Source organism: Apilactobacillus micheneri, assembly GCF_002993975.1.
GTDB lineage: Bacteria > Bacillota > Bacilli > Lactobacillales > Lactobacillaceae > Apilactobacillus > Apilactobacillus micheneri.
In genome coordinates this window covers 50991-77900 of the sequence record NZ_POSO01000001.1, presented here as the reverse complement: position 1 = coordinate 77900, position 26910 = coordinate 50991, and the positions used below count along the sequence as shown (strand labels likewise).

The window sequence follows — 26910 nt, the reverse complement described above, 5'->3', positions numbered from 1 at the left end:
TATGGATAATATTTTTACTCCAAGCGCAAAAAACGTTTTAATTTTAGCACAAGAACAAGCGAAAATTTTTGGTCACCAAGCTGTTGGAACTGAACATTTATTATTAGCTTTAACAATTGAAAAAAATGGAATTGCTTATTCAGCATTAAAACAAAGCGGTGTCTCTGAAGATGACGTCAAAGGTGAAATTGAACTTGTAATTGGTTATGGAAACTTTAAGGATCCTGATAAGAACACTTATTTACCATATTCTCCTAAGTCTCAAGGTGTACTTACACTTTCTGGACAATTAGCTAAAAGATATGGTTCTATCAAGATTGGAACTGAACATTTACTATTAGCATTGTTGGATACACCTGATATTTTATCTAATCGATTGTTAAATAACTTGGGGACTAATGAAACTTCAGTTCCAAATGTAAAAACAGTTTTATTACGTAAAATGGGTGTTTCTGCCAATGACAATACTAAACACATCCCATTCCCTGGTTCTAGAGAATCTAAAAATAAAGCAGGAACTCCTACATTGGATTCGCTAGCTACTGATTTAACTCAACAAGCTCGTGATGGCTTAATTGATCCTACTATTGGTCGTGATGGTGTCATTAAACGAGTAGTTCAAGTTCTAAGTCGTCGTACTAAAAATAATCCCGTTTTACTAGGTGAAGCAGGAGTTGGTAAAACAGCTGTTGTTGAAGGATTAGCTCGTAAAATGGTTAAAAAAGAAGTTCCAGAAGATATTTCTGGTAAACGTTTAATGATGCTTGAAATGGGTACTTTAGTGGCTGGAACTAAATATCGTGGAGAATTTGAAAAACGTTTAATGAAGATTATTCAAGAAATTAAAGCTGATGGTCATGTAATTCTATTTATTGATGAATTGCATACACTAATGGGCGCTGGTGGTGCTGAAGGTGCTATTGATGCATCTAACATTCTAAAACCAGCATTAGCTCGTGGTGAAATTCAAACTATTGGTGCTACAACCTTAAATGAATATCAAAAACACATTGAAAAAGATGGCGCTTTAGCAAGACGTTTTGAAACAGTTGATGTTCCAGAACCTACTAAAGAAGAAACCAAACAAATTTTACAAGGTATTCGTCCTAAATATGAAGATCATCATCAAGTCAAGATTACGGATGAAGCTATTGATAAAGCTGTTGACTTATCAACTAGATATATCAGTGACCGTTTCTTGCCAGATAAGGCAATTGACTTAATTGATGAATCTGCTGCAATGGTTAGAATCAATAACTTAGATGATTCAGATAAATTATCTGAAAAAGAAGCTAAATTAGATGAATACAAGAACAAAATGGAAGAAGCCATTGAAAGTCAAAAATTTGAAGAGGCTGTTAAGATTCGTGAACAAGAACAAAGCCTTCGTTTAGAAATTGAAGCTGAAGCATCTAAGCTAGAAGATAAAAAAGCTCAAGCTAAACAAAATCGTGACTATAATCTAAAGGATACTGGCGAAGATGTTGCTCAAATTGTTTCTGAATGGACAGGAATTCCAGTTACTAAAATGAAGCAATCAGATGCTAACCGCTTAGTTAACCTAGAAAATATTTTACACAAAAAGATTATTGGACAAGATGAGGCTGTATCTGCAGTTTCACGTGCTATTAGAAGAGCTCGTAGTGGATTGAAAAATCCAAACCGTCCAATTGGTTCATTTATCTTCTTAGGACCTACTGGTGTTGGTAAAACTGAATTAGCTAAGGACTTAGCTGAAGAAATGTTTGGATCAAAAGATGATATTATCAGAATTGATATGTCTGAATATATGGAAAAAACTTCTACTAGTCGTATGGTTGGTTCAGCACCTGGATATGTTGGCTATGATGAAGGCGGCCAACTAACTGAAAAAGTTAGAAGACATCCTTACTCAGTCGTTTTATTTGATGAAGTTGAAAAAGCACATCCAGATGTATTTAATCTATTATTACAAGTCTTAGATGATGGATACTTGACTGATGCTAAAGGTCGTCGTGTTGACTTTAGAAATACAGTTTTGATTATGACTTCAAACTTAGGTGCCACAACTTTACGTGATAAGAAGACAGTAGGTTTTGGTGCAGAGTCAGAAGATCAAGAAGCAAATCAATATAAAGAAATGTCAGCTACTATTAAGAGTCAAATGAGAAGATTCTTTAAACCTGAATTCTTAAATCGTATTGATGAAACTATTATTTTCCATGAACTTAATAAGAAACAAGTTCAACAAATTGTTAAATTAATGGCTAATGACTTACTTGTTCGTGTAAAAGAACAAGGAATCAATATTAAGGTAACTCCTAGTGCTGTTGATTTAATCGCTGAAAAAGGATTTAATCCTGAATTTGGTGCTCGTCCTATTAGAAGAACTATTCAAACTGAAGTTGAAGATAAACTTTCAGAAGCAATGTTATCTGGTGAAATTAAACCTGGTGACAATGTGAGTGTTGGAGCTTCAAAAGGGCAAATTAATATTGTTAAAAAAGAAAATAATAAAAAAGAAACTGTAAAATTATAGAATTTAAAAAGAGGAATTTTATTCCTCTTTTTTGTATAATCATTGACTTTATTTTTTGATACGTGTATTATACTAAATATGTAACTACGAAGTTAAATGTGTGCTGGCGATCTATTGTCCGTCAAGCATGCTTATAATTAACCAAAAATAAGTTTATTTAGTTTACTTATTTTGGTTTTTTTTGCTCATTTTTAGTAAAAATAGGCAAAAAAGTTAATTGTAATAAAAATGTAATATAATCCTTCGTAGAATATTTTGGAGAGGTGAAGAACTTGGCAGGACATTTAGTTAAATATGGTAAACACCGTATTAGAAGAAGTTACTCTCAAATCAAGGAAGTTCTTGATTTACCTAATTTAATTGAAATTCAAACTGACTCATACAAATGGTTTTTAGATGAAGGTTTGCGTGAAATGTTTAACGGCATCATGCCAATCGATGATTTTCAAGGAAAACTTTCATTAGAATTCGTTGATTATCAACTATTAGAACCTAAGTATACTGTTGATGAAGCGAGAGATCACGAAGCAAATTACTCTGCTCCGCTTCATATTACTTTAAAATTGACCAATCATGAAACTGGTGAAATTAAAACCCAAGATGTATTCTTTGGTGATTTCCCACTTATGACTGATCAAGGAACATTCATCATTAATGGTGCAGAACGTGTTATTGTTTCACAATTAGTACGTTCACCAGGTGTATTTTTCCATGAAGATAGAGCCAAAAATGGTCGTCTATCATATGGAACAACTGTTATTCCTAACCGTGGTGCATGGATGGAATTTGAAACAGATGCTAAAAATCTTTCATATGTACGAATCGACAGAACTAGAAAGTTACCTATTACTGAATTAGTACGTGCTTTAGGTTTTGGTTCTGATGATGAAATTACTCAAATTTTAGGTAGTAACGATAGTCTTTCACTTACTTTGGAAAAAGATGTTCATAAAGATACTGAAGATTCACGTGTTGAAGAATCATTAAAGGATATTTATGAACGTCTACGTCCAGGTGAACCTAAGACAGCAGATTCTTCACGTAGTTTACTAACAACTAGATTCTTTGATCATAAGCGTTATGATATGGCACCAGTAGGTCGTTACAAGACTAACAACAAGTTAAGCTTGAAGACCCGTTTACTAGGATTAACTCTTGCTGAAACATTGGCAGATCCTGATACTGGTGAAATTATTGCTAATAAAGGTACTGTTGTTGATAAAAACGTTATGAAGACATTGGCACCATACCTAGATCATGATGACTTTAAGGCTTATACATTCAATCCTTCAGAACAATCAGTTGTTCCTGAACCAATGACTGTACAAATTATTAAAGTTCAATCTGAAAATGATCCAGATCATGTTGTTAATGTTATTGGTAACGATAATATTCCATTAGATTACCAACACATTACTCCTGCTGATATTATTTCTTCAATTAATTACTTCTTCAATCTACAAGAAGGAATTGGTGAACCAGATGATATTGATCACTTGGGTAATCGTCGTATTCGTTCAGTTGGTGAATTATTACAAAACCAATTTAGAATTGGTTTAGCAAGAATGGAACGTGTTGTTCGCGAACGTATGTCAATTCAAGATACTAGTACCGTTACTCCACAACAATTAATTAACATTCGTCCAGTTGTTGCATCAATCAAAGAATTCTTTGGTTCATCACAACTATCACAATTTATGGATCAAACTAACCCATTAGGTGAATTAACTCATAAACGTCGTTTATCAGCATTGGGACCTGGTGGTTTAACTAGAGATCGTGCTGGATATGAAGTTCGTGATGTTCATTACACTCACTATGGTCGTATTTGTCCAATTGAAACTCCTGAAGGTCCTAATATTGGTTTAATCAGTTCACTTTCAAGTTATGCTAAAATCAATAAATACGGATTCATTGAAACACCATATCGTCGTGTTTCATGGGATAATCATAAAGTTACTGATAAGATTGATTACTTGTCAGCTGATGAAGAAGATAACTTTGTTGTAGCACAAGCTAACTCTCCATTAAATGAAGATGGTTCATTTGCTAATGACATTGTTATGGCTAGATACAAATCTAAGAATATTGAAACTAAGATTGAAAATGTTGATTACATGGATGTTTCTCCTAAACAAGTTGTTTCTGTTGCAACTGCATGTATTCCTTTCTTAGAAAACGATGACTCTAACCGTGCTTTAATGGGTGCTAATATGCAACGTCAAGCGGTTCCTTTGGTTAATCCACATGCTCCATTAGTTGGAACTGGGATTGAATATAAAGCTGCTCATGATTCTGGTGTTGCTTTAATTTGTAAACATCCAGGAACTGTTGAATATGTTGACGCTGACGAAGTTCGTGTTCGTCGTGACGATGGATCATTAGATACTTACAAGCTAATGAAATTCCAACGTTCAAATGGTGGTAAGAACTATAATCAACGTCCAATTGTTCGTGCTAATGACCATGTTGATGCTGATGAAATTTTAGCTGATGGTCCTTCAATGGAAAACGGTGAATTAGCATTGGGACAAAACCCAGTTGTAGCATTTATGACTTGGCAAGGTTATAACTTCGAAGATGCTATTGGTATTTCAGAAAGATTAGTTCGTGATGATGTATATACTTCTATTCATATTGAAGAATACGAATCAGAAACTAGAGATACTAAACTTGGACCTGAAGAAATGACTAGAGAAATTCCTAACGTTGGGGAAGATGCATTAAAAGACCTTAATGAAGAAGGAACTATTCGTATTGGTGCTGAAGTTCATGATGGTGATATTTTAGTTGGTAAAGTTACTCCTAAGGGTGTTACTGAATTATCAGCTGAAGAAAGATTACTACATGCAATCTTTGGTGAAAAATCACGTGAAGTTCGTGATACATCTCTACGTGTACCTCACGGTGGTGGCGGTATCGTCCAAGATGTAAAAGTCTTTACTAGAAAAAATGGTGATGAACTATCTCCTGGTGTAAACAAGATGGTTCGTGTATATATTGCTCAAAAACGTAAGATTCAAGTAGGGGACAAAATGTCTGGTCGTCACGGTAACAAGGGTACTGTTTCCATTGTTATTCCTGAAGAAGATATGCCTTACTTACCAGATGGTACTCCAATTGATATTCTATTGAGTCCAATGGGTGTTCCTTCTCGTATGAATATTGGTCAAGTTCTTGAACTTCATTTAGGTATGGCTGCAAGAAAACTTGGTATTCATGTAAGTACACCTGTCTTTGATGGTGCTCGTGATAAAGATATCTGGGGTACAGTTAAAGAAGCTGGAATGGCATCAGATGGTAAATCTATCGTTTATGATGGACGTACAGGTGAACCATTTGATAAACGTGTTGCTGTTGGTGTAATGCACTACTTGAAACTTGCTCACATGGTTGATGATAAGATTCATGCTCGTGCTATTGGACCTTACTCACTTGTTACTCAACAACCACTTGGTGGTAAAGCACAATTTGGTGGACAACGTTTTGGTGAAATGGAAGTTTGGGCTCTTGAAGCATATGGAGCTGCCTACACATTGCAAGAAATTTTAACTTACAAATCTGACGATGTTGTTGGACGTGTTAAAACATATGAAGCAATTGTTAAGGGTGAACCAATTCCTAAACCAGGTGTTCCTGAATCTTTCCGTGTTTTAGTTAAAGAACTACAAGCATTAGGTCTTGATATGAAAGTTCTTGATTCAGATAACCAAGAAATTGAACTTCGTGACTTAGATGGTGAAGATGATGAAGTTGTTAATGTTGATGCATTAAGTAAGCTGGCTGAAAAACAAAAGGCTGAAAAAGAAGAACAAGAAAACACTAAGTCTGATAAAACAAATACCAACACTAAGGAATAAAGAAAGGGGACTATCCATTGGTCGATGTAAATAAATTTTCAAGCATGCAAATCGGTTTAGCATCTTCTGATAAGATTCGTAGTTGGTCATTTGGTGAAGTTAAAAAACCAGAAACTATTAACTATAGAACTTTAAAGCCAGAAAAAGATGGTTTATTCGATGAAAGAATTTTCGGTCCTACAAAGGATTGGGAATGTGCTTGTGGTAAATATAAACGTATTAGATACAAAGGTATCGTTTGTGATCGCTGTGGAGTTGAAGTTACTCGTTCAAAAGTACGTCGTGAACGTATGGGACACATTGAATTAGCTGCCCCAGTTACTCATATTTGGTACTTTAAGGGTATTCCAAGTCGTATGGGACTTATCTTAGATATGAGTCCACGTGCATTGGAAGAAATTATTTACTTTGCATCATATGTTGTTACTGATCCTGGTGATACACCACTAGAAAATAAACAACTTATGTCAGAACAAGACTATCGTCAAAAGAAACAAGAATATGGTAATCGTTTTGAAGGTAAGATTGGTGCTGAAGCTATCAGAACCTTACTTAAAAACGTTGACGTTAAAAAAGAAGTTGCTGAACTAAAGGATCAATTAAAGAAAGCTACTGGTCAAAAACGTGTTCGTGCTGTTAGAAGACTAGATATTCTAGAATCATTTGTTAAATCTGGAAATGACTTAACATGGATGATTATGGAAGCTATTCCAGTTGTTCCACCTGATTTAAGACCAATGGTTCAACTTGAAGGTGGTCGTTTTGCTACTTCTGATTTGAATGATTTATATCGTCGTGTTATTAACCGTAATAATCGTTTGAAGAGATTATTAGATTTACATGCTCCTGGTATTATCGTTCAAAATGAAAAACGTATGTTACAAGAAGCGGTTGATGCTTTAATTGATAATGGTCGTCGTGGACGTCCAGTTGCTGGACCAGGTAACAGACCATTGAAGTCACTTTCACATATGCTTAAAGGTAAGCAAGGTCGTTTCAGACAAAACTTACTTGGTAAGCGTGTTGACTATTCTGGTCGTTCAGTTATTGATGTTGGACCATTCTTAAAATTCAACCAAATGGGACTACCGGTTCCAATGGCTCTTGAACTATTCAAGCCTTTCATTATGAAAGAATTGGTTAACCGTGAAATTGCTTCTAATATTAAATCAGCTAAACGTCAAATTGAACGTAAAGATGAAGAAGTCTTTGATGTCTTAGAAGATGTTATTAAAGAACATCCAGTCCTATTGAACCGTGCACCTACACTTCATAGATTGGGTATTCAAGCCTTTGAACCAGTGTTGGTTTCTGGTAAATCAATGCGTCTTCATCCATTAGCTTGTGAAGCTTATAATGCCGATTTTGATGGTGACCAAATGGCTATTCACGTTCCTTTATCTGATGAAGCTCAAGCTGAATCCAGACTATTGATGTTAGCTGCTACTCATATTTTGGCACCTCGTGATGGTAATCCTATCGTTACTCCTTCTCAAGATATGGTTATTGGTAACTACTACTTAACCATGGAAGAAGCTGGACGTGAAGGTGAAGGTATGATCTTCAATAATCCTGAAGAAGCTAAATTATCATACCAAAGTGGTTTAACTCATTGGCACAGTCGTGTTGGAATTGCTGCTAGTTCAATGCCAGAAAAGCCATTTACTGATGAACAAAGAAATAAGATTTTAGTAACTACAATTGGTAAGATTATCTTTAATGGTATTCTTCCTGATTCATTCACATATTTGAATGAACCAACTGATACTAACTTAAATGGTCATTTATCCGATAAATTCTTCTTAGAACCTGGGGAAGACATTCATGAACATCTAAAGGATGCACCAATTATTGGTTCCTTTAAGAAGGGCTTCTTATCAGATATCATTGCCGAAGTTTACAAGCAATATAAAGTTACTGAAACTTCACACTTATTAGATAAAATTAAAGATTTAGGTTACAACGAATCTACTAAGTCTGGTTTAACTGTTGGTATTACCGATGTTACTGACTTAAAAGAAAAGCCTGAAATTATTACTGAATCTCATAAGAAAGTTGAAAACATTACTAAACAATTCCGTCGTGGTTTAATTACTGATCATGAACGTTATGAAAGAGTTATTGGTGTCTGGAGTGACGCCAAGGATGAAATTCAAAATAAATTGATGGAAAGTTTTGATCCTCAAAATCCTATCTTTATGATGAGTGATTCTGGTGCTCGTGGTAATATCTCTAACTTTACTCAACTTGCTGGTATGCGTGGATTAATGGCTGCTCCTAATGGTGAAATTATGGAATTACCTATTACTGCTAATTTCCGTGAAGGACTATCTGTTTTGGAAATGTTCATTTCTACCCACGGTGCTCGTAAAGGTATGACTGATACGGCCTTGAAGACTGCCAACTCTGGTTACTTAACTCGTCGTTTAGTTGATGTTGCTCAAGATGTTATTATTCGTGAAGAAGATTGTGGTACTGATCGTGGTGTTATCGTTACTGCCTTGAAGCAAGGAAATGAAATGATTGAACCACTTTATGATAGAATTCTTGGTCGTTATGCTATGAAGACAGTTAAGAATCCTACTACTGGTGAAGTGATTGTTAAGCATAATCAAATTATCAATGAACCAGAGGCTCAAGCAATTACTGATGCAGGTATTAAAGAAGTTGAAATTCGTTCAGCATTTACTTGTAACACTGTTCATGGTGTTTGTGAAAAATGTTATGGACGTAATTTAGCTACTGGATCTCCTGTTGAAGTTGGTGAAGCAGTTGGTACTGTTGCTGCTCAATCAATTGGTGAACCTGGTACTCAATTAACTATGAGAAACTTCCATACTGGTGGGGTTGCTGGTAACGCTGATATTACTCAAGGACTTCCTCGTGTTCAAGAAATTTTTGAAGCTAGAAATCCTAAAGGTAAAGCAGAAATTTCAGAAGTTACTGGTACCGTTGACTTAATTGAAGAAAATCCTGCTGAAAGAGTTAAGGAAGTTACAATTAAAGGTGACGCTGATACCAGAACTTACAAGGTTCCAATCAATGCACGTATGAACGTTGCTGAAGGTGACGTAATTCGTCGTGGTGGAGCTATTAATGAAGGTTCTGTTGATCCTAAAGAACTTATTAAAGTTCGTGATTCATTATCAACAGAAGTTTACTTGCTAAGTGAAGTTCAAAAGACTTACCGTATGCAAGGGGTTGAAGTTAGTGATAAGCATGCTGAAATCATGGTTCGTCAAATGTTACGTAAAGTAAGAATCATGGATGCAGGTGACACTGATGTTCTTCCTGGTACATTAATGGATATTGATGCTTTCAAGAAAGCTAATGCTGATGCAATTATTTCTGGAAAGATTCCAGCAACTGCACGTCCAGTTATCTTAGGAATTACTAAGGCTGCTCTAGAAACAAATAGTTTCTTATCAGCTGCATCATTCCAAGAAACTACTCGTGTATTAACTGATGCTGCTATTCGTGGTAAGAATGATCCATTAGTTGGACTTAAAGAAAATGTTATTATTGGTAAATTAATTCCTGCAGGTACTGGTATGAAGACTTATGGTCGTATCGAACCAAAGGCCGATGAAAAGGAAAACAACGATAAATCAAAAGATGTTTACTCAATTGATGAAATTGACAAACGTATGAATGAAGAAAACGTTGACAATAAATAATAATTAAAAAATAGCAATTGCTAAAAAGCAATTGCTATTTTTGTATACATATAGATATTACCGTGCCAATAAATATAAATGGAATGAATGGAATCGTTTTAGTTTTTCTTTTTATCAAAATGAAATAAATTAAACATGTTGATGATGATAAAAGCGTAATATTTATTAATTGATTTATATTAAATACTAATGCACATATACTTAATACATCAATATCAGCCATTCCTATAAAGTTAAATTTATTATTAAAACAAAATATAAAAAGGTATATTACCATAACTATAAAGAATTTTTTTATGTTAAATGAAATTAATAGTGTTGATAACAGCAATAATAATATTGAAGATAAAGATACAAATTTATTTTTAAAATCTTGTACTGATAAAAATATTAGAATAAATAGAAAGGGGATATACTTGATATTTAACGTAAAAATATAAATCATCGTTGTTGAAACTATGGTTAATAATTCTATTAAGAAAAATGACCTATTTATTTTAAATTTACATTTTATACATTTTCCTAAAAGAAATATATAACTTATTATGGGAATTAAATCAAACCATTTTAAAATGTAACCACAATTATCACAGTGTGAGCGGGGGAATACTATAGATTGATGGTTGCTTATCCGGTATTCTACTAATGCAATAAAAGATCCGATAACTCCACTAACTATCATTATTATAAAAAATTCATATTTTAAAATTTACATCACCTCTATATTATATTTACGAAAATAATAAATAATTATTTGAAATTACATTGACGAGATTGTGTGCCCATGTTAATATTATCAAGTACTTATTCATTCGGTGAGTTTTGTTATAAAAAGAACCACCTGGATGTGTGGACTTAAAAATATAAAAAATTTTCGGAAGGAGGAATTTTTAGATGCCTACTATTAACCAATTAGTACGTAAAGGTCGTCATTCTAGAAGTTCTAAATCAAAAGCCCCAGCTTTAAACCATGGGTATAACAGTTACAAGAAGAAGCAAACTAACAACCCTGCTCCTCAAAAACGTGGGGTAGCTACTCGTGTTGGTACTATGACTCCAAAGAAGCCTAACTCAGCTTTACGTAAATACGCTCGTGTTAGATTATCAAACTTAATTGAAGTTACTGCCTACATTCCTGGTATTGGTCATAATCTTCAAGAACATAGTGTTGTTTTAATTCGTGGTGGTCGTGTTAAGGATTTACCTGGTGTTCGTTATCATATCGTTCGTGGTGCATTAGATACTGCTGGTGTTACTGATCGTCGCCAAGGTCGTTCAAAATACGGTACTAAGAAACCTAAAGAATAATTTTAATTAAAGCTATAATAACAAGGAGGATTTTTTAATGCCAAGAAAAGGAAATGTTCAACAACGTGAAGTTCTTCCTGATCCAATTTATAACTCAAAAATGGTTGCTAGCTTAATCAACCGTTTGATGTTAGATGGTAAAAAGGGAACTGCTACAGAAATTTTATATGGTGCATTTGACCTTATTAAGAAAGAAACTGGAAACGAAGCAGTTGATGTATTCGAAGAAGCTATGAAAAACGTTATGCCTGTACTAGAAGTTAAGGCTCGTCGTGTTGGTGGATCAAACTACCAAGTTCCTATTGAAGTACGTCCTGATCGTCGTGTTACTTTAGGTTTACGTTGGATTGTAAACTATGCACGTTTACGTGGTGAACACACTATGGTTGAACGTCTAGGACGTGAAATCATGGATGCTGCTAACAACACAGGTGCTTCAGTTAAAAAACGTGAAGACACTCATAAGATGGCAGAAGCTAACCGTGCATTTGCTCACTACCGTTGGTAATATAAACTTGTACAATTTTGTGCAATTGGATTAGTGGCTAATGGTATTAGCCACTTTTTTAAAAAGTGAATTATTGAGAGGAGAAACATTTTAATGGCTAACAACAAACGTGAATTCCCATTAGAAAAAACACGTAACATTGGTATTACTGCGCATATTGATGCTGGTAAAACAACTGCTACTGAACGTATTTTGTACTATACTGGTAGAATCCACAAAATTGGTGAAACTCATGATGGTGCTTCACAAATGGACTGGATGGTACAAGAACAAGAACGTGGTATTACTATCACTTCTGCTGCTACTACTGCTCAATGGAAAGACTACCGTATCAATATTATTGATACCCCAGGACACGTTGACTTTACTGCCGAAGTTGAACGTTCATTACGTGTTCTAGATGGTTCTATTACTATTCTTGATGCTGCTGCTGGTGTTGAACCACAAACAGAAACTGTTTGGCGTCAAGCTTCAGAATATAATGTTCCTCGTATTGTTTTTGCTAATAAGATGGATAAATTAGGTGCTGATTTTGCTGCATCAGTTCAATCATTACATGATCGTCTAGATGCTAATGCACATGCTATTCAAATTCCTATTGGTAAAGAAGATACATTCGAAGGTGTTATCGATTTAATCGATATGAAAGCCGATATTTATGATGAAGATAAATTAGGTGCAAAATGGGATACTGTTGATGTTCCTGAAGAATACAAAGAAGAAGCCGAAAAAGCTCGTCAATCATTGATTGAAGCTGTTGCTGATATTGATGATGATGTTATGGATAAATATCTTGAAGGTGAAGAAATTTCAAATGATGAAATCAAGGCTGCTATCCGTAAGGGTACATTAAATCTTGAATTCTTCCCTGTTCTAGCTGGTTCAGCATTTAAGAACAAAGGTATTCAAATGTTAATGGATGCTGTTCTTGAATACTTACCATCACCATTAGATGTTCGTCCTTACAAGGCAACTGATCCAGAAACTGGTGATGATGTTGAACTAAAAGCTGATGACAGTAAACCATTTGCTTCATTAGCATTTAAGGTTGCAACTGATCCATATGTTGGTCGTTTAACTTATATTCGTGTATACCAAGGTACTCTTGAAGCTGGTTCATATGTTTTAAATGCTACTAAGGACAAACGTGAACGTGTTGGTCGTTTACTACAAATGCATTCAAACCATAGAAAAGAAATTCCTGAAGTATTCTCTGGTGATATTGCTGCTGCTATTGGTTTGAAGAATACCACTACTGGTGATTCTTTAACTGATCAAAAACATCCTCTACATCTTGAATCAATGGTCTTCCCAGATCCAGTTATTAGTGTTTCTGTTGAACCTAAGACTAAGGCTGACCAAGATAAGATGGACATTGCTTTACAAAAATTAGCTGAAGAAGATCCAACATTTAAGGCTGAAACTAACAATGAAACTGGTGAAACTATCATTGCTGGTATGGGTGAACTTCACTTGAACATCATTATTGATCGTTTGAAACGTGAATTTAATGTTGAAGCTAAAATTGGTGCTCCACAAGTTGCTTATAGAGAAGCATTTACTAAGCCAACTAAGGCTCAAGGTAAATTTATTCGTCAATCTGGTGGTAAAGGTCAATATGGTGATGTTTCTATTGAATTTACTCCAAACGAAACTGGTAAAGGTTTTGAATTCGAAGACGCTATCGTTGGTGGTGTTGTTCCTCGTGAATTCATTCCATCAGTTGAACAAGGTCTAAAAGAATCAATGGCTAATGGTGTTCTTGCTGGATACCCATTAATTGATGTTAAAGCTAAGTTATATGATGGTAGTTATCATGATGTCGATTCATCTGAAGCTGCATTTAAGGTTGCTGCATCAATTGCATTGAAGAACGCTGCTAAAACTGCTGGCCCAGTTATTTTGGAACCAATTATGAAAGTTGATATTGTTGTTCCTGAAGAATACATGGGTGATGTTATGGGACAAGTTACTTCACGTCGTGGTAGTGTTGAAGGTATGGAAGTTAGAAATAAAGCTCAACTTATCCATGCATTTGTTCCACTATCAGAAATGTTTGGTTATGCTACTACCTTACGTTCTGCTTCACAAGGTAGAGGTACTTTCACAATGACATTTGATCATTACTCAGCTGTTCCTAAGGCTATTCAAGAAGAAATCATTGAAAAAAATGGTGGAAATGAATAATTTTATAATAAAAAGTGTTGAATTTATTCAACACTTTTTTTATTATGTAATTTAACAATATTTATTCTATATCTTTCATAAATAATTATGTAAAAGCCCTTGCGTTATTTGCATATTTTTTGTATTATATAGAGGTACCTGTTTGAGGGACATCTATGTTCCTGTACAGTTATCTAATTCAGGCTTTGATGTGGGAGGTTGCGACACACCCGGCCGCTTTGCATGATAGGGCGTGGCGGTAATTTCCACGGAGCTAGTCTTATTTTTAAATAAAGGCGAGGAGGGAAAACAATGGCAAAACAAAAAATTCGTATTCGTTTAAAGGCATATGAACACCGCACTTTAGACCAATCAGCTGAAAAAATTGTGGCTACTGCGCAAAGAACTGGTGCCAACATTTCTGGTCCAATTCCATTGCCAACAGATAGAACTGTTTATACTGTTCTAGCTTCACCACATAAATTTAAGAAGTCACGTGAACAATTTGAAATGTTAACTCACAAACGTTTAATTGACATCTTAAACCCAACACCAAAAACTGTTGATTCATTAATGAAACTTGATTTACCAAGTGGTGTTGATATCGAAATCAAACTATAATTAAAAATTACAATATATCGGAGGTGTACTCATGACCAAAAAAGGAATCTTAGGTAAAAAGGTCGGAATGACTCAAGTTTTCACTGAAAATGGTGAATTAATTCCAGTTACTGCTGTTGATGTAACACCAAACGTTGTGTTACAAACAAAGTCAACTGAAAGCGATGGATACAATGCTATCCAATTGGGTTACGATGACAAGCGTGATGTTTTAAGTAACAAGCCAGAAAAAGGTCATGTAGCAAAAGCAAATACAAATCCTAAGCGCTTCATTAAAGAAATCAGAAATGTTGAGCTTAGCGATTACAATGTAGCAGACGAAGTTAAGGCAGACATTTTTGAAGCCGGTGACATCGTAGATGTAACAGGAATTACAAAAGGTCATGGTTACCAAGGTAACGTTCATAAAGATGGCCAAGGTAGAGGACCTGAAACTCACGGTTCAAGATACCATCGTCGTCCTGGTTCACTTGGTGTTATTATTAACCGAGTTACAAAGGGTATGAAATTACCTGGTAGAATGGGTAACAAACAAGTTACTATTCAAAATCTTGAAGTTGTTAAGGCTGATGTTGACAACAACGTAATCTTAATTAAAGGTAACGTTCCTGGTGCTAATAAATCATTCTTAACAATTAAATCTGCTGCTCGCGGATCACAAAAATAAGAAAGGAGGAACCATAAATGACAAGCGTAGCATTATATAAACAAGACGGTAGCAAAAACGGCAACGTTGATTTAAACGATGAAATTTTTGCTATTGAACAAAACGATAGCGTTGTATTTGATGTTGTAACTATGCAAAGAGCATCTTTACGTCAAGGTACACATGCTGTTAAAAATAGACATGCCGTTAGTGGTGGTGGTAAAAAGCCATGGCGTCAAAAGGGTACTGGACGTGCTCGTCAAGGTTCAATCCGTTCACCACAATTTCGTGGAGGTGGAATCGTTTTTGGACCTACTACACGTTCATACGGTTACCATTTACCAAAGAAAGTTAGTCGTTTAGCTATTAAATCTGTTTTATCAGAAAAAGTTGCTAATGATGACTTTGTTGTTGTTGATTCATTAGACTTTGATGCTCCTAAAACTAAGGACTTCTCAGAATCATTAAACAAATTAAACGCTTCAGCTAAGACATTAGTAGTCTTGGAAGAAGACAATAAGAACGCTGCTTTATCAGCTCGTAACATTGATAATGTTGAAGTAATTAGCGCAAAGAGCCTAAACACTTTAGCTGTTGTTAATAGTAGCAAGATTGTCATCACAAAGGCTGCTCTTTCTCAAGTAGAGGAGGTGCTCGCATAATGGAATCACGTGAGATTATTTTACGCCCAGTTGTTACTGAACAATCAACAGCAATGATGGACAACAAAAAATACACTTTTGACGTTGACGTACGAGCAACTAAAACACAAGTGAAAAATGCAATTGAAGACATCTTTGATGTTAAAGTTGTTAAAGTAAATATTATGAATCTTAAAGGTAAGCTAAAGCGTCAAGGACGTTACGAAGGATACACTAAGAAGCGTCGTAAAGCTATTGCTACTTTATCAAACGATTCAAAAGAAATTAAATTATTTAGCGATAAATAAAATATAAACATAGGAGGGAAATACCGTGGCTATTAAAACATACAAAGCAACCACTAATGGTCGTCGTAATATGACTGGTCTTGATTATGATGTTATTACAACCTCAAAACCAGAAAAGTCATTATTGGCTTCCAAGTCACATACTGCTGGTCGTAATAATTATGGTCATATGACAGTTCGTCATCGCGGTGGTGGTAACAAAAACCAATACCGTATTATTGATTTCAAACGTAATCATGATGATGTTGATGGTACTGTAAAAACTATTGAATACGATCCAAACCGTACTGCTAATATTGCATTAGTTGTATATTCTGATGGTATCAAGAAATATATTCTTGCACCTAAAGGATTAAAGGTTGGCGATAAAGTTCAATCTGGAGAAAATGCTGATATTAAGGTTGGTAATTCATTACCACTTAACAACATTCCAGTTGGTACAACTATTCACAACATTGAATTAAAACCAGGTAAGGGTGGACAATTAGTTCGTTCTGCTGGTGCTTCTGCTCAATTGTTAGGTAAAGAAGGAAAATACGCATTAGTTAGATTAGCTTCTGGTGAAGTTCGTATGATTCTTTCAGTTAACCGTGCAACTATTGGAAGTATGGGTAATGAAGAACACTCATTAGTAAATGTTGGTAAAGCTGGTCGTAACCGTTACAAGGGTCAACGTCCACATGTTCGTGGTTCTGTAATGAACCCTAACGATCACCCTCATGGTGGTGGTGAAGGTAAAGCTCCAGTTGGTTACCCATCACCATTATCACCATGGCATAAGAAAACTAATGGTAAGAAAACTCGTAAGAGACAAGCTCGTTCCAACAAGTTTATTGTACGTCGTCGTAAAGGATCAAAGATGTAATAAACTGATATATACTTTTAGGTATATATTTCTCTATAACGTTATTGAAGAGGAGGTTTCATAATGGGTCGTAGTTTAAAAAAGGGACCTTTTGCCGATAAGCATCTTTTAAAGAAAATTGATGCTCAAAAAGACCAAGATAAGAAAGACGTAATCAAAACATGGTCACGTCGTTCAACAATTTTCCCTAGTTTCATTGGTTACACTATTGCTGTATACGATGGAAGAAAGAATGTTCCTGTATATGTACAAGAAGACATGGTAGGACATAAATTAGGTGAATTTGTACCAACTCGTACTTTCCATGGACATGGAAATGGCGACGATAAGAAAACTGTCTAAGCAAGGAGGATAACAAATGGCTGAACAAGTTACATCAGCACAAGCTACTGCTAGAACTGTTCGTATTGCCGCTCGTAAGGTCCGCCTTGTAGTTGATCTTATTAGAGGTAAAAGCGTTTCTGAAGCTGCTGGTATTTTGAAGTTCACTCCAAGAAGTGCTTCACCAGTTGTTTCAAAAGTTTTAATGTCAGCTGTAGCTAATGCAGAAAACAATTTTGATTTAGATCGTGAAGACTTGGTAGTAAGCGAAGTTTTTGTTAACGAAGGACCAACTTTAAAACGTTTCCGTCCTCGTGCTAAAGGTTCTGCTTCTCCAATTAACAAACGTACAAGTCACATTACTGTGGTAGTTTCAGAAAAATAAGGAGGGATTAGCCGTGGGTCAAAAGATAAATCCTACCGGATTACGTGTCGGAGTTATTCGTGATTGGGACGCAAAATGGTATGCTGAAAAAGCTGATTTTGCTAGCGATTTGAATGAAGACTTGAAAATCCGTGAATATATTAGCAAAAGACTCGCTGACGCTTCCGTATCAAGAGTTGTAATTGAACGTGCTGCAAAGCGTGTTAACATTTCAATCAACACTGCAAAACCAGGAATGGTTATCGGTAAAGGCGGATCAGAAGTCGAAAATCTTCGTAAAGAATTAAATGCATTAACAGGTAAAAGAGTTCATATCAACATTATTGAAATTAAGAAACCTGATTTAGATGCTAAATTAGTTGGTGAAAACATTGCTCGTCAATTAGAAGGCCGTGTAGCTTTCCGTCGTGCAATGCGCCAAGGTATGCAACGTGCAAGTAGAGCAGGTGCTAAGGGTGTTAAAACTCAAGTATCTGGTCGTTTAAATGGTGCTGACATGTCACGTGTTGAATCATATGCTGAAGGTACTGTTCCATTGCATACATTAAGAGCAGACATTGACTACTCATGGGAAGAAGCTCACACTACTTATGGTTCAATTGGTGTTAAAACTTGGATCTACCGTGGTGAAGTTTTACCACAAGTAGCTGATGATAAGAAAGATAATAATAAAGGAGGGAAATAAACATGCTAGTACCAAAACGTGTTAAGTTCCGTCGTGAACACCGTGGTAAACTACGTGGACATTCAAAAGGTGGAAACACTGTTGCTTTTGGTAGTTACGGTTTAAAAGCTTTAGATTCACATTGGATTACCAATCGTCAAATTGAAGCTTGTCGTATTGCTATTACAAGATATATGAAGCGTGGTGGGAAAGTTTGGATTAAAATTTTCCCTCATAAATCTTACACTGAAAAAGGTGTAGGGGTTCGTATGGGTAACGGAAAAGGTTCTCCTGCTGGTTGGGTTGCTCCAGTTAAGCGTGGAAAAATCCTATTTGAAATTGGAGAAGTTTCTGATGAAGTTGCTAAAGAAGCTTTGCGTTTAGCTTCTACTAAACTTCCTGTTCGAACAAAGATTATTAAACGTGAGGAAGTAGGTGGCGAATCAAATGAAGGCTAAAGAAATTAATGAACTAACCACTGCTCAAATGCATGAAAAAGAACAAAGTTACAAAGAAGAACTATTCAACCTTCGTTTTCAATTAGCTACTGGTCAATTGGAAAACACTGCAAGATTGAAGAAGGTTCGTAAAAACATTGCACGTATTAAAACTGCATTGCGTCAACAAGAATTAAACAAATAAGAATACGATAAAGGAGGTTAATGTTAATGGAACGTAATATGCGTAAGGTCTACAGAGGCCGTGTTGTTTCAGACAAAATGGACAAGACAATTGCTGTTGTTGTTGAAACTTATAAGACACATTCTACTTACGGAAAACGTGTTAAGTACTCAAAGAAGTACAAAGCTCATGATGAAAACAATGAAGCTAAAACTGGTGATATCGTTGAAATTATGGAAACACGACCATTGTCAGCTACAAAACATTTCCGCTTAGTTAATATCGTTAAAAAAGATGTTACTATTTAATATTTTAGAATGTTTTAATTTATCGTATTCTGAGTAAATACCGGAAGGAGGGTATTAGCTATGATTCAACAAGAAAGTCGTTTGAAAGTTGCTGATAACTCAGGTGCTCGTGAACTTTTAACTATTAAAGTTTTAGGTGGATCAAGCAGAAGATATGCAGGTATCGGTGATATTGTTGTTGCTACTGTAAAACAAGCAACACCAGGTGGCGTTGTCAAAAAAGGTGACGTTGTTAAAGCTGTTATTGTTAGAACTAAAGCTGTTGCACGTCGTTCAGATGGTTCATACATCCGTTTCGATGAAAATGCTGCTGTGTTAGTTCAAGACGATAAAAGTCCAAAAGGAACACGTATTTTTGGACCTGTTGCACGTGAACTACGTGACAACAAATTCATGAAGATTGTTTCTTTAGCGCCTGAAGTACTTTAATTAACTACTGTTAACCAAGGAGGTGCCAATAAATGTTTATTAAAACTGGTGACAAAGTTCGCGTAATTAGTGGTAAAGATAAAGGTAAAGAAGGAACTGTTACTAAAACTATCTCATCACAAGATCGCGTAATTGTTGAAGGTATTAACATTGTTAAAAAACATCAAAAAGCTTCTCAATCAAATCCACAAGGTGGAATCAATGATATTGAAGCACCTATTCATGTTTCTAACGTAATGTTAATTGACCCATCAACTAACGAACCAACAAAGGTTGGTTTCAAAATTGAAAATGGTAAGAAAGTTCGTATTTCCAAAAAATCTAACAAATCAATCGATTAATTTTAATTGAAAGGAGGATACCTTTCCATGTCAAACCGTTTACAAGACAAATACAAAGATGAAATTTCAAAATCATTAGTTGATAAGTTTAACTACTCATCAATTATGCAAGCACCTAAGCTTGATAAAATTGTTCTAAATATGGGTGTTGGTGACGCTGTTACTAATGCTAAGAATTTAGACGAAGCTGTTTCAGAATTAACTCAAATTTCTGGACAAAAACCTTTAGTAACTAAGGCTAAAAAATCAATTGCTGGTTTCCGTTTACGTGAAGGTATGTCAATTGGTGCTAAAGTTACTTTACGTGGTGAACGTATGTATGATTTCTTAGACAAATTAGTTAATGTTTCACTACCTCGTGTTCGTGATTTCCATGGTGTTAATAATCGTTCATTCGATGGCCGTGGTAACTACACATTAGGTGTTCGTGAACAATTAATTTTCCCTGAAATTAATTATGATAACGTTAATCGCGTTCGTGGTTTAGATATCGTTGTTGTAACTACTGCAAATACTGATGAAGAATCAAAAGAATTATTGACTCAATTCGGTATGCCATTTGCAAAATAATAGGAGGGTATAAATATGGCTAGAAAAGCACTTATTGTAAAGAGTGAACGTCCTGCTAAGTTTTCAACTAGAAATTACACTCGTTGTGAACGTTGTGGAAGACCTCATTCAGTTTACAAAAAATTTCATTTATGCCGTCTATGTATCAGAGATCTTGCTCATAAGGGCCAAATTCCTGGTATGAAGAAGGCAAGTTGGTAAAATTAACTTAGTAAAAAGGAGGTTACGTTAATGTCCATGACAGATCCAATCGCTGACTTTTTAACAAGAGTTCGTAACGCTAATATGGCTCGTCACGAATCTGTTGAAGTTCCAGCTTCAAAAATTAAAAAAAGCATTGCTGAAATTTTAAAACGTGAAGGTTTTGTTCGCGATGTTGAATATATGGATGATGACAAACAAGGTGTTATTCGTGTATTCCTTAAATATGGTAAAAACAATGAACATGTTATTTCTGGTTTGAAACGTATTTCAAAGCCAGGTCTACGTTCATATGTAAAATCTGATTCAATTCCTAAAGTATTAAATGGTTTAGGTGTTGCAGTTATTTCAACTTCTGAAGGTGTTATCACCGATAAAGAAGCTCGTGCTAAAAAAATTGGTGGAGAAGTATTAGCATACATTTGGTAATACTTTTCTCTTGAACTGGAGGTGTAATAAATGAGTCGTATTGGTTATAGAAAAATTGTTTTACCAGAAAGTGTTGAATTAACTACTGAAGGTAACAATGTAACTGTTAAGGGTGAAAAGGGTTCTTTAACTCGTGAATTTTCACCAAACATTAAAATGAATGTTAAAGATAATATCGTAACATTTGAACCTGCTGTGAGATATAGCAATAAGGTACGTGCTATGCACGGTACTATGCGTGCTAACTTAAATAACATGGTTGAAGGTGTAACTAATGGCTTTAAGAAAACCCTTAAATTAGTCGGTGTTGGTTACCGTGCTCAAGCTAAGGGATCAGTATTGGAAGTAAATGTTGGTTACTCAAACCCTGTTGAAATTCAAATCAATGATGATCTAAAAGTTGAAACCCCAGATAGTTTAACTATTAATGTTAGTGGTATCAACAAAGAACATGTTGGTGACTTTGCTGCTAAAGTTCGTGCTGTACGTTCACCTGAACCATATAAAGGTAAAGGTATTCGTTATGAAGGCGAAGTTGTTCGTCGTAAGGAAGGTAAGACTGGTAAATAATAAGTATTTGCTTGTTATTTAGTCAATTTTACAAATTCAATTAAGAGGTGACTATTTTGATTAACAAACCAGATAAAAATAAGACACGTCAACGTCGTCACTTGCGTGTCCGTAACAAGATCTCTGGTACTGCTGTGTGCCCACGTTTGAACGTATATCGTTCTAACCAAAACATCTACGCTCAAGTTATTGATGACGTAGAGGGTGTTACGCTTGCTAGTGCCTCAACTTTAAGTAAAGACGTAAATGGTGCAAACAAAACAGAACAAGCAAGTTCTGTTGGTGCTTTAATTGCAAAACGCGCTGTTGAAAAAAATATCAAAAATGTTGTTTTCGATCGTGGTGGATACTTATACCATGGACGTGTTCAAGCATTAGCTGATGCTGCACGTGAAAACGGATTAGAATTTTAAAAAAGGAGGAATAACCACAAATGGCAGAATTTATTGATCCAAATAAGTTAGAACTTGAAGATACTGTCGTTTCAATTAACCGTATTACTAAGGTAGTTAAAGGTGGACGTCGTCTACGTTTTGCAGCTTTAGTTGTTGTTGGTGATAGAAATGGACATGTTGGATTTGGAACTGGTAAAGCTCAAGAAGTTCCAGATGCAATTCGTAAGGCTGTTGATGATGGTCGTAAGAACTTAATTACTGTTTCAAGAGTTGGTACAACTATTCCTCATGAAATTATCGGTACATTCGGTGGCGGTAAGATCATGTTAAAACCTGCTGAAGAAGGTTCTGGAGTTGCTGCTGGTGGAGCTGTTCGTTCAGTTATGGAATTAGCTGGTATCGGCGATGTTACAAGTAAGCGTTTAGGTTCAGATACTCCAATCAATGCAATTCGTGCAACTTTTGCCGGATTAAAATCATTGAAGAGTGCAGAAAAAGTTGCTACTTTACGTGGCGTTTCTGCTCAACATTTAGCAGAATAAGGAGGGGTTTATAAGATGGCTCAATTAAAGATTACTTTAACTCATAGTGCAACTCACCGTCTCCCCAAACAACGTAAAATCGTTAGTGCACTAGGATTAGGTCGCATTAATAGTACTGTTGTTAAGCCTGATAACGAAGCAACTCGTGGAGCTCTATTCCATATTGCACACTTAGTTAAAGTTGAACAAGTTGATTAATAAATAACAAGGAGGTGCACTTTTATAATGAAATTACATGAATTAAAAGCTGCTGAAGGTTCACGTTCATCAAGACAACGTCTTGGTCGTGGATTAGGAAGTAAAGGTAAGACTTCTGGTCGTGGACAAAAAGGTCAAAAAGCTCGTAGTAAGACCCGTCTAGGCTTTGAAGGTGGTCAAATGCCTTTCTACCGTAGAATGCCAAAACGTGGTTTCACTAATATTAACCGTAAAGAATATGCTATTGTTAACTTATCTGTTTTAGATCAATTTGATGATGGTGCTGAAGTTACTCCAGAAACTCTTAAAGAATCTGGAGCCATTAAAAATGCTAAGAGCGGTGTTAAAGTTCTTGGTAATGGTGAAATCAGCAAAAAGTTAACTGTAAAAGCAAGTAAATTTTCAAATGCTGCTAAGTCAGCAATTGAAACGCTGGCGGTAAGATTGAGGTGATCTAAATGCTATCAACCTTGAAAAACGCTTTTAAAGTAAAGAGTATTAGAAATAAGATTCTTTTTACCTTAGGAGTTTTGATTGTATTTAGACTTGGAGCATATATTACTGTTCCTGGAATAAACGCCAAAGCACTCCAAAGCGTTGCTTCATCTGGTTTGGTTAGCATTTTAAACACCTTTAGTGGTGGTGGATTAACTAATTATTCACTATTCGCTATGGGTGTTTCACCATATATTACTGCACAAATTATTGTTCAGCTTTTACAAATGGATATTGTTCCTCGCTTTGTTGAATGGAGTAAACAAGGTGAAGTTGGACGTAAAAAATTAAATCAAGTTACTAGAGTTTTAACAGTAGTTCTTGCATTTGTACAGTCTATTGGAATAACAGCTGGATTTAATACTTTAAGTAGTTTGAACCTTGTTCAACATCCAGGTCCTTCTACTTATATAAGTATTGGTTTAATTTTAACCGGTGGATCAATGTTAACTACTTGGATGGGTGACATGATTACTGATCGAGGAATCGGTCAAGGTGTTTCAATGATAATCTTTGCTGGGATTATCGCTAGAATTCCTGTTGGAATTCAACAATTATATAAAGAATATATTGTTGGAGATACTTCTTCTCAATTATGGCAATCAATTATATTTATAATTCTATTGTTCATAATAGTTCTAATAATTGTTACATTTGTTACTTGGGTTCAACAAGCTGAACGCAGAATTCCAATTCAATATACAAGAAGAGAAACTGGAGCATCAGATAACAGTTACTTGCCTTTAAAAGTGAATGTTGCTGGTGTTATACCTGTAATTTTTGCCAGTTCGTTTATTTCAACACCTCAAGCTATTTTGATGTTTTTTGCAAGTAAACATTCTGGTGACGGTTGGTACAAGATTTTGAGTGATATTTTTAATATGCAAACTCTATCTGGTGCTACTTTGTATACATTCTTAATTGTTTTATTTACATTCTTTTATGCGTTCGTTCAGGTTAACCCTGAAAAGTTGTCTAAGAATTTACAAAAACAAGGTAGTTACATTTCTGGTGTTTGGCCAGGTAATGGAACACAAACCTATGTTTCTAAGTTGCTTATGAGACTTAGTGTTGTTGGTGCCTTATTCTTAGGAATTGTTGCTCTTATTCCTTTAATTGCACAAAATTTATGGAATCTTGATGAGTCAATTGGACTTGGAGGTACAAGTTTACTAATTGTTGTTGGAGTTGCTATCCAAACAATTAGTCAAATTCGTGGATTAATGATGAAGCAAGAATATGTTGGATTCATTCAAGATCCTAGACCTAAAGATTTATAAAATTTTGTGTAAGGAGGAAAAATAATATGACAATGAATTTGATTTTAATGGGTTTACCTGGTGCTGGTAAAGGTACTCAGGCTGAAACTATTATTAAAAATTATGGAATCCCACATATCTCTACTGGAGATATCTTTAGGGCCGCTATAAAAAATCAGACTGAAATGGGAATAAAGGCCAAACAATATATTGACAAAGGGAATTTGGTTCCTGATGATGTAACATGTGGAATTGTTAAAGATCGTCTTGCACAAGATGATACTAAAAAAGGATATATGTTAGATGGTTTTCCTAGAACTCTTGATCAAGCTAATGCTTTACAAAAGATTAGTAGTGATTTAGATCGTCCATTGGATGCTGTTATAAATATTGATGTTGACCCTAAAATTCTTATTGATCGACTTTCTGGTAGATTTATATGTAAAAATTGTGGAGCAACTTACCATAAACTATATAAAAAACCTAAGGTTGATAATACTTGTGATATTTGTGGTGGTCATGAATTTTATCAACGTAGTGATGACAAACCTGAAACTGTTAAAAATCGTTTAGATGTAAACATTAAAATGAATACACCATTAATTGATTTTTACAAAGGTCTTGACTTATTGTATACCGTTGATGGTAGTCAAAATATTGATAATGTTACTGAAGACATTGACAAAATACTCAAGAACCTATAATTTATTAAAATTTTAGAATGTTGCCGTAAGTTGGTTTATATGATAAACTAACTCATGTGTATTTGCGGTTTTATTAACGATTTCGGGATTAATACTACTTAATTTAATATTTTAATGTGTACCCAAAGTTTATAAAGAATCGTAGTTTCGAGGAGGAAATTCTTTGTCTAAAGATAATGTTATTGAAATTGAAGGTAAAGTAACTGAAACTTTACCTAATGCTATGTTTCGTGTTGAATTGGAAAATGGACATGAAATTTTAGCTCACGTATCAGGTAAAATTAGAATGCATTACATTAGAATATTACCTGGTGATCGTGTCACTGTTGAAATGTCACCATATGATTTAAGCAAGGGACGTATTACTTACCGTTATAAATAAGTAGTACTGTCTTTAAATATAGGAGGGTTATTATAATGAAGGTAAGACCATCAGTAAAACCAATGTGTGAAAACTGTAAAGTTATTAGAAGAAAAGGCCGTGTTATGGTTATTTGTTCTAATCCTAAACATAAACAAAGACAAGGCAAGTAATTTATTTAATATCACAGGAGGTGTATTTTAATGGCTCGTATCGCCGGAATTGATTTACCACGTGACAAGCGTATTGTTATTGGTTTAACTAGTATCTTTGGAATTGGTCAAAGTAGAGCTGCTGAAATTCTTTCAAAAGCTGGCGTTTCTGAAGATATTCGTGTTCGTGACTTAAGTTCTGAACAAGAAGAAAAGATTCGTGAAGTTGTTGACGGTTACAAAATCGAAGGTGACTTACGTCGTGAAGTAAGAATGAATATCAAGAAACTTCAAGAAATTGGTTCTTACCGTGGAATGCGTCATCGTCGTGGATTACCACTTAGAGGTCAACATACTAAAAATAATGCTCGTACTCGTAAGGGTAAAAAGACAGCTACCATCGCTGGTAAAAAATAATTAATAAAGGAGGTTAGTAAATCATGGTTCAAAAGAAAGGTTCACGTAAACGTAGAGCAAAGAAGAATATCGAAGCTGGTGTTGCTCATATTCATTCTACTTTTAATAACACATTAGTTATGATTACTGATATGCAAGGAAATGCTATTGCATGGTCATCTGCTGGTTCTTTAGGTTTCCGTGGTAGTCGTAAATCTACTCCATTTGCTGCTCAAATGGCTGCAGAAGCTGCTGCTAAATCATCAATGGAACATGGTATGAAATCTGTAGAAGTTGCAGTTAAAGGTCCTGGTTCAGGTCGTGAATCAGCTATCCGTGCTCTTCAATCAACTGGTTTAGAAGTTGCTGCTATTCGTGATGTTACTCCAGTTCCACATAATGGATCTCGTCCTCCAAAGCGTCGTAGAGTTTAATTTATGTTCATCATTTT

33 protein-coding genes and 1 pseudogene are annotated in these 26910 nt (G+C 35.1%); 33 read left to right on the top strand and 1 reads right to left on the bottom strand.

Features of this window, described 5'->3' with window-relative positions; translation table 11 throughout:
* Position 1: 1 nt before the first annotated feature.
* From C7N41_RS00425 to rpoC, 3 genes are all read left to right on the top strand, one after another.
* Positions 2 to 2518, top strand: a complete 2517-nt coding sequence (locus C7N41_RS00425) for an ATP-dependent Clp protease ATP-binding subunit (protein WP_105963784.1) — start codon at positions 2 to 4, stop codon at positions 2516 to 2518.
* 263 nt (positions 2519 to 2781) lie between these two features.
* Positions 2782 to 6378 carry a DNA-directed RNA polymerase subunit beta gene (gene rpoB / locus C7N41_RS00420; protein ID WP_167390219.1) on the top strand — a complete coding sequence of 1199 codons (3597 nt, stop codon included), beginning with the start codon at positions 2782 to 2784 and terminating at the stop codon, positions 6376 to 6378.
* A gap of 17 nt (positions 6379 to 6395) precedes the next feature.
* On the top strand, positions 6396 to 10055 hold the full coding sequence (gene rpoC / locus C7N41_RS00415) for a DNA-directed RNA polymerase subunit beta' (RefSeq protein ID WP_105963782.1): 3660 nt from the start codon (positions 6396 to 6398) through the stop codon (positions 10053 to 10055).
* Between the two features lie 34 nt (positions 10056 to 10089).
* On the opposite strand, the gene C7N41_RS07925 is transcribed toward rpoC, so the two are convergent.
* Positions 10090 to 10737: a prepilin peptidase gene (locus C7N41_RS07925; protein ID WP_105963781.1), complete on the bottom strand. Its 648-nt coding sequence runs from the start codon at positions 10735 to 10737 to the stop codon at positions 10090 to 10092.
* Between the two features lie 212 nt (positions 10738 to 10949).
* Between C7N41_RS07925 and rpsL the strand changes: the two genes are divergently transcribed.
* The 30 genes and pseudogenes from rpsL to rpsK all read left to right on the top strand — a co-directional run bounded on the left by rpsL (position 10950) and on the right by rpsK (position 26893).
* A complete protein-coding gene (rpsL, locus tag C7N41_RS00405) occupies positions 10950 to 11363 on the top strand; it encodes a 30S ribosomal protein S12 (protein ID WP_105956384.1) in 414 nt (137 codons plus the stop codon).
* Between the two features lie 37 nt (positions 11364 to 11400).
* Positions 11401 to 11871, top strand: a complete 471-nt coding sequence (gene rpsG, locus C7N41_RS00400; protein ID WP_105956383.1) for a 30S ribosomal protein S7 — start codon at positions 11401 to 11403, stop codon at positions 11869 to 11871.
* 93 nt (positions 11872 to 11964) lie between these two features.
* On the top strand, positions 11965 to 14058 hold the full coding sequence (gene fusA / locus C7N41_RS00395; protein WP_105963780.1) for an elongation factor G: 2094 nt from the start codon (positions 11965 to 11967) through the stop codon (positions 14056 to 14058).
* A gap of 291 nt (positions 14059 to 14349) precedes the next feature.
* Positions 14350 to 14658, top strand: a complete 309-nt coding sequence (gene rpsJ, locus C7N41_RS00390; RefSeq protein WP_105956381.1) for a 30S ribosomal protein S10 — start codon at positions 14350 to 14352, stop codon at positions 14656 to 14658.
* A gap of 31 nt (positions 14659 to 14689) precedes the next feature.
* Positions 14690 to 15325 (top strand): 50S ribosomal protein L3, encoded by a 636-nt coding sequence (gene rplC / locus C7N41_RS00385; protein ID WP_105956380.1) that lies wholly within the window; start codon positions 14690 to 14692, stop codon positions 15323 to 15325.
* 17 nt (positions 15326 to 15342) lie between these two features.
* On the top strand, positions 15343 to 15966 hold the full coding sequence (rplD, locus tag C7N41_RS00380; RefSeq protein ID WP_105963779.1) for a 50S ribosomal protein L4: 624 nt from the start codon (positions 15343 to 15345) through the stop codon (positions 15964 to 15966).
* On the top strand, positions 15966 to 16253 hold the full coding sequence (gene rplW, locus C7N41_RS00375) for a 50S ribosomal protein L23 (RefSeq protein ID WP_105963778.1): 288 nt from the start codon (positions 15966 to 15968) through the stop codon (positions 16251 to 16253). The genes rplD and rplW overlap by 1 nt, the downstream gene beginning before the upstream one ends.
* A 25-nt stretch (positions 16254 to 16278) precedes the next feature.
* The gene (rplB, locus tag C7N41_RS00370) at positions 16279 to 17118 is read left to right on the top strand and encodes a 50S ribosomal protein L2 (RefSeq protein ID WP_105963777.1); all 840 of its coding nucleotides are present in this window, start codon (positions 16279 to 16281) and stop codon (positions 17116 to 17118) included.
* 63 nt (positions 17119 to 17181) lie between these two features.
* Positions 17182 to 17460 carry a 30S ribosomal protein S19 gene (gene rpsS / locus C7N41_RS00365; protein ID WP_105963776.1) on the top strand — a complete coding sequence of 93 codons (279 nt, stop codon included), beginning with the start codon at positions 17182 to 17184 and terminating at the stop codon, positions 17458 to 17460.
* 16 nt (positions 17461 to 17476) lie between these two features.
* Positions 17477 to 17824 (top strand): 50S ribosomal protein L22, encoded by a 348-nt coding sequence (rplV, locus tag C7N41_RS00360; RefSeq protein WP_105956375.1) that lies wholly within the window; start codon positions 17477 to 17479, stop codon positions 17822 to 17824.
* Between the two features lie 13 nt (positions 17825 to 17837).
* Complete coding sequence (gene rpsC / locus C7N41_RS00355) at positions 17838 to 18509, top strand: 30S ribosomal protein S3 (protein ID WP_105963775.1); 672 nt, start codon at positions 17838 to 17840, stop codon at positions 18507 to 18509.
* Positions 18510 to 18511: 2 nt separating this feature from the next.
* Positions 18512 to 18946, top strand: coding sequence for a 50S ribosomal protein L16 (gene rplP, locus C7N41_RS00350; RefSeq protein WP_105963774.1), 435 nt, complete (start codon positions 18512 to 18514; stop codon positions 18944 to 18946).
* A complete protein-coding gene (rpmC, locus tag C7N41_RS00345) occupies positions 18936 to 19130 on the top strand; it encodes a 50S ribosomal protein L29 (protein ID WP_105956372.1) in 195 nt (64 codons plus the stop codon). Before rplP ends, rpmC begins: the two co-directional genes overlap by 11 nt.
* A gap of 20 nt (positions 19131 to 19150) precedes the next feature.
* A complete protein-coding gene (rpsQ, locus tag C7N41_RS00340) occupies positions 19151 to 19417 on the top strand; it encodes a 30S ribosomal protein S17 (RefSeq protein ID WP_105963773.1) in 267 nt (88 codons plus the stop codon).
* Between the two features lie 60 nt (positions 19418 to 19477).
* Entirely contained in the window at positions 19478 to 19846 is a 369-nt protein-coding gene (gene rplN, locus C7N41_RS00335) for a 50S ribosomal protein L14 (protein ID WP_105963772.1), read from the top strand.
* 32 nt (positions 19847 to 19878) lie between these two features.
* Positions 19879 to 20187 (top strand): 50S ribosomal protein L24, encoded by a 309-nt coding sequence (rplX, locus tag C7N41_RS00330; protein ID WP_105956369.1) that lies wholly within the window; start codon positions 19879 to 19881, stop codon positions 20185 to 20187.
* Positions 20188 to 20214: 27 nt separating this feature from the next.
* On the top strand, positions 20215 to 20757 hold the full coding sequence (gene rplE / locus C7N41_RS00325) for a 50S ribosomal protein L5 (RefSeq protein ID WP_105956368.1): 543 nt from the start codon (positions 20215 to 20217) through the stop codon (positions 20755 to 20757).
* A 15-nt stretch (positions 20758 to 20772) separates the two neighbouring features.
* A complete protein-coding gene (locus tag C7N41_RS00320; protein ID WP_105956367.1) occupies positions 20773 to 20958 on the top strand; it encodes a type Z 30S ribosomal protein S14 in 186 nt (61 codons plus the stop codon).
* A 30-nt stretch (positions 20959 to 20988) separates the two neighbouring features.
* Entirely contained in the window at positions 20989 to 21387 is a 399-nt protein-coding gene (gene rpsH, locus C7N41_RS00315; RefSeq protein ID WP_105963771.1) for a 30S ribosomal protein S8, read from the top strand.
* A 30-nt stretch (positions 21388 to 21417) separates the two neighbouring features.
* A complete protein-coding gene (gene rplF / locus C7N41_RS00310) occupies positions 21418 to 21957 on the top strand; it encodes a 50S ribosomal protein L6 (protein ID WP_105956365.1) in 540 nt (179 codons plus the stop codon).
* Between the two features lie 56 nt (positions 21958 to 22013).
* On the top strand, positions 22014 to 22370 hold the full coding sequence (rplR, locus tag C7N41_RS00305; RefSeq protein WP_105956364.1) for a 50S ribosomal protein L18: 357 nt from the start codon (positions 22014 to 22016) through the stop codon (positions 22368 to 22370).
* A gap of 20 nt (positions 22371 to 22390) precedes the next feature.
* On the top strand, positions 22391 to 22894 hold the full coding sequence (gene rpsE / locus C7N41_RS00300) for a 30S ribosomal protein S5 (protein ID WP_105956363.1): 504 nt from the start codon (positions 22391 to 22393) through the stop codon (positions 22892 to 22894).
* A gap of 15 nt (positions 22895 to 22909) precedes the next feature.
* The gene (gene rpmD / locus C7N41_RS00295) at positions 22910 to 23092 is read left to right on the top strand and encodes a 50S ribosomal protein L30 (protein WP_105956362.1); all 183 of its coding nucleotides are present in this window, start codon (positions 22910 to 22912) and stop codon (positions 23090 to 23092) included.
* 27 nt (positions 23093 to 23119) lie between these two features.
* A pseudogene (rplO, locus tag C7N41_RS00290) lies at positions 23120 to 23550 on the top strand (50S ribosomal protein L15).
* Complete coding sequence (gene secY, locus C7N41_RS00285) at positions 23551 to 24867, top strand: preprotein translocase subunit SecY (RefSeq protein ID WP_105963770.1); 1317 nt, start codon at positions 23551 to 23553, stop codon at positions 24865 to 24867.
* Between the two features lie 32 nt (positions 24868 to 24899).
* Positions 24900 to 25550, top strand: coding sequence for an adenylate kinase (locus C7N41_RS00280; protein ID WP_280176695.1), 651 nt, complete (start codon positions 24900 to 24902; stop codon positions 25548 to 25550).
* A 163-nt stretch (positions 25551 to 25713) separates the two neighbouring features.
* Positions 25714 to 25932 (top strand): translation initiation factor IF-1, encoded by a 219-nt coding sequence (gene infA / locus C7N41_RS00275; protein WP_105956358.1) that lies wholly within the window; start codon positions 25714 to 25716, stop codon positions 25930 to 25932.
* A gap of 35 nt (positions 25933 to 25967) precedes the next feature.
* On the top strand, positions 25968 to 26084 hold the full coding sequence (gene rpmJ / locus C7N41_RS00270) for a 50S ribosomal protein L36 (protein WP_105956357.1): 117 nt from the start codon (positions 25968 to 25970) through the stop codon (positions 26082 to 26084).
* Positions 26085 to 26114: 30 nt separating this feature from the next.
* Positions 26115 to 26480, top strand: a complete 366-nt coding sequence (rpsM, locus tag C7N41_RS00265; protein WP_105963768.1) for a 30S ribosomal protein S13 — start codon at positions 26115 to 26117, stop codon at positions 26478 to 26480.
* 23 nt (positions 26481 to 26503) lie between these two features.
* Positions 26504 to 26893: a 30S ribosomal protein S11 gene (gene rpsK / locus C7N41_RS00260; RefSeq protein WP_105956355.1), complete on the top strand. Its 390-nt coding sequence runs from the start codon at positions 26504 to 26506 to the stop codon at positions 26891 to 26893.
* Positions 26894 to 26910: the final 17 nt, after the last annotated feature.

Coding starts and splice junctions, on each gene's coding strand:
- C7N41_RS00425 (WP_105963784.1), top strand. CDS start 2: ATGGATAATATTTTTACTCCAAGCGCAAAAAACGTTTTAATTTTAGCA.
- C7N41_RS07925 (WP_105963781.1), bottom strand. CDS start 10,737: ATGATAGTTAGTGGAGTTATCGGATCTTTTATTGCATTAGTAGAATAC.
- rpsL (WP_105956384.1), top strand. CDS start 10,950: ATGCCTACTATTAACCAATTAGTACGTAAAGGTCGTCATTCTAGAAGT.
- rpsG (WP_105956383.1), top strand. CDS start 11,401: ATGCCAAGAAAAGGAAATGTTCAACAACGTGAAGTTCTTCCTGATCCA.
- fusA (WP_105963780.1), top strand. CDS start 11,965: ATGGCTAACAACAAACGTGAATTCCCATTAGAAAAAACACGTAACATT.
- rpsJ (WP_105956381.1), top strand. CDS start 14,350: ATGGCAAAACAAAAAATTCGTATTCGTTTAAAGGCATATGAACACCGC.
- rplC (WP_105956380.1), top strand. CDS start 14,690: ATGACCAAAAAAGGAATCTTAGGTAAAAAGGTCGGAATGACTCAAGTT.
- rplD (WP_105963779.1), top strand. CDS start 15,343: ATGACAAGCGTAGCATTATATAAACAAGACGGTAGCAAAAACGGCAAC.
- rplW (WP_105963778.1), top strand. CDS start 15,966: ATGGAATCACGTGAGATTATTTTACGCCCAGTTGTTACTGAACAATCA.
- rpsS (WP_105963776.1), top strand. CDS start 17,182: ATGGGTCGTAGTTTAAAAAAGGGACCTTTTGCCGATAAGCATCTTTTA.
- rplV (WP_105956375.1), top strand. CDS start 17,477: ATGGCTGAACAAGTTACATCAGCACAAGCTACTGCTAGAACTGTTCGT.
- rplP (WP_105963774.1), top strand. CDS start 18,512: ATGCTAGTACCAAAACGTGTTAAGTTCCGTCGTGAACACCGTGGTAAA.
- rpmC (WP_105956372.1), top strand. CDS start 18,936: ATGAAGGCTAAAGAAATTAATGAACTAACCACTGCTCAAATGCATGAA.
- rpsQ (WP_105963773.1), top strand. CDS start 19,151: ATGTTAATGGAACGTAATATGCGTAAGGTCTACAGAGGCCGTGTTGTT.
- rplN (WP_105963772.1), top strand. CDS start 19,478: ATGATTCAACAAGAAAGTCGTTTGAAAGTTGCTGATAACTCAGGTGCT.
- rplX (WP_105956369.1), top strand. CDS start 19,879: ATGTTTATTAAAACTGGTGACAAAGTTCGCGTAATTAGTGGTAAAGAT.
- rplE (WP_105956368.1), top strand. CDS start 20,215: ATGTCAAACCGTTTACAAGACAAATACAAAGATGAAATTTCAAAATCA.
- C7N41_RS00320 (WP_105956367.1), top strand. CDS start 20,773: ATGGCTAGAAAAGCACTTATTGTAAAGAGTGAACGTCCTGCTAAGTTT.
- rpsH (WP_105963771.1), top strand. CDS start 20,989: ATGTCCATGACAGATCCAATCGCTGACTTTTTAACAAGAGTTCGTAAC.
- rplF (WP_105956365.1), top strand. CDS start 21,418: ATGAGTCGTATTGGTTATAGAAAAATTGTTTTACCAGAAAGTGTTGAA.
- rpsE (WP_105956363.1), top strand. CDS start 22,391: ATGGCAGAATTTATTGATCCAAATAAGTTAGAACTTGAAGATACTGTC.
- rpmD (WP_105956362.1), top strand. CDS start 22,910: ATGGCTCAATTAAAGATTACTTTAACTCATAGTGCAACTCACCGTCTC.
- secY (WP_105963770.1), top strand. CDS start 23,551: ATGCTATCAACCTTGAAAAACGCTTTTAAAGTAAAGAGTATTAGAAAT.
- C7N41_RS00280 (WP_280176695.1), top strand. CDS start 24,900: ATGAATTTGATTTTAATGGGTTTACCTGGTGCTGGTAAAGGTACTCAG.
- rpmJ (WP_105956357.1), top strand. CDS start 25,968: ATGAAGGTAAGACCATCAGTAAAACCAATGTGTGAAAACTGTAAAGTT.
- rpsM (WP_105963768.1), top strand. CDS start 26,115: ATGGCTCGTATCGCCGGAATTGATTTACCACGTGACAAGCGTATTGTT.
- rpsK (WP_105956355.1), top strand. CDS start 26,504: ATGGTTCAAAAGAAAGGTTCACGTAAACGTAGAGCAAAGAAGAATATC.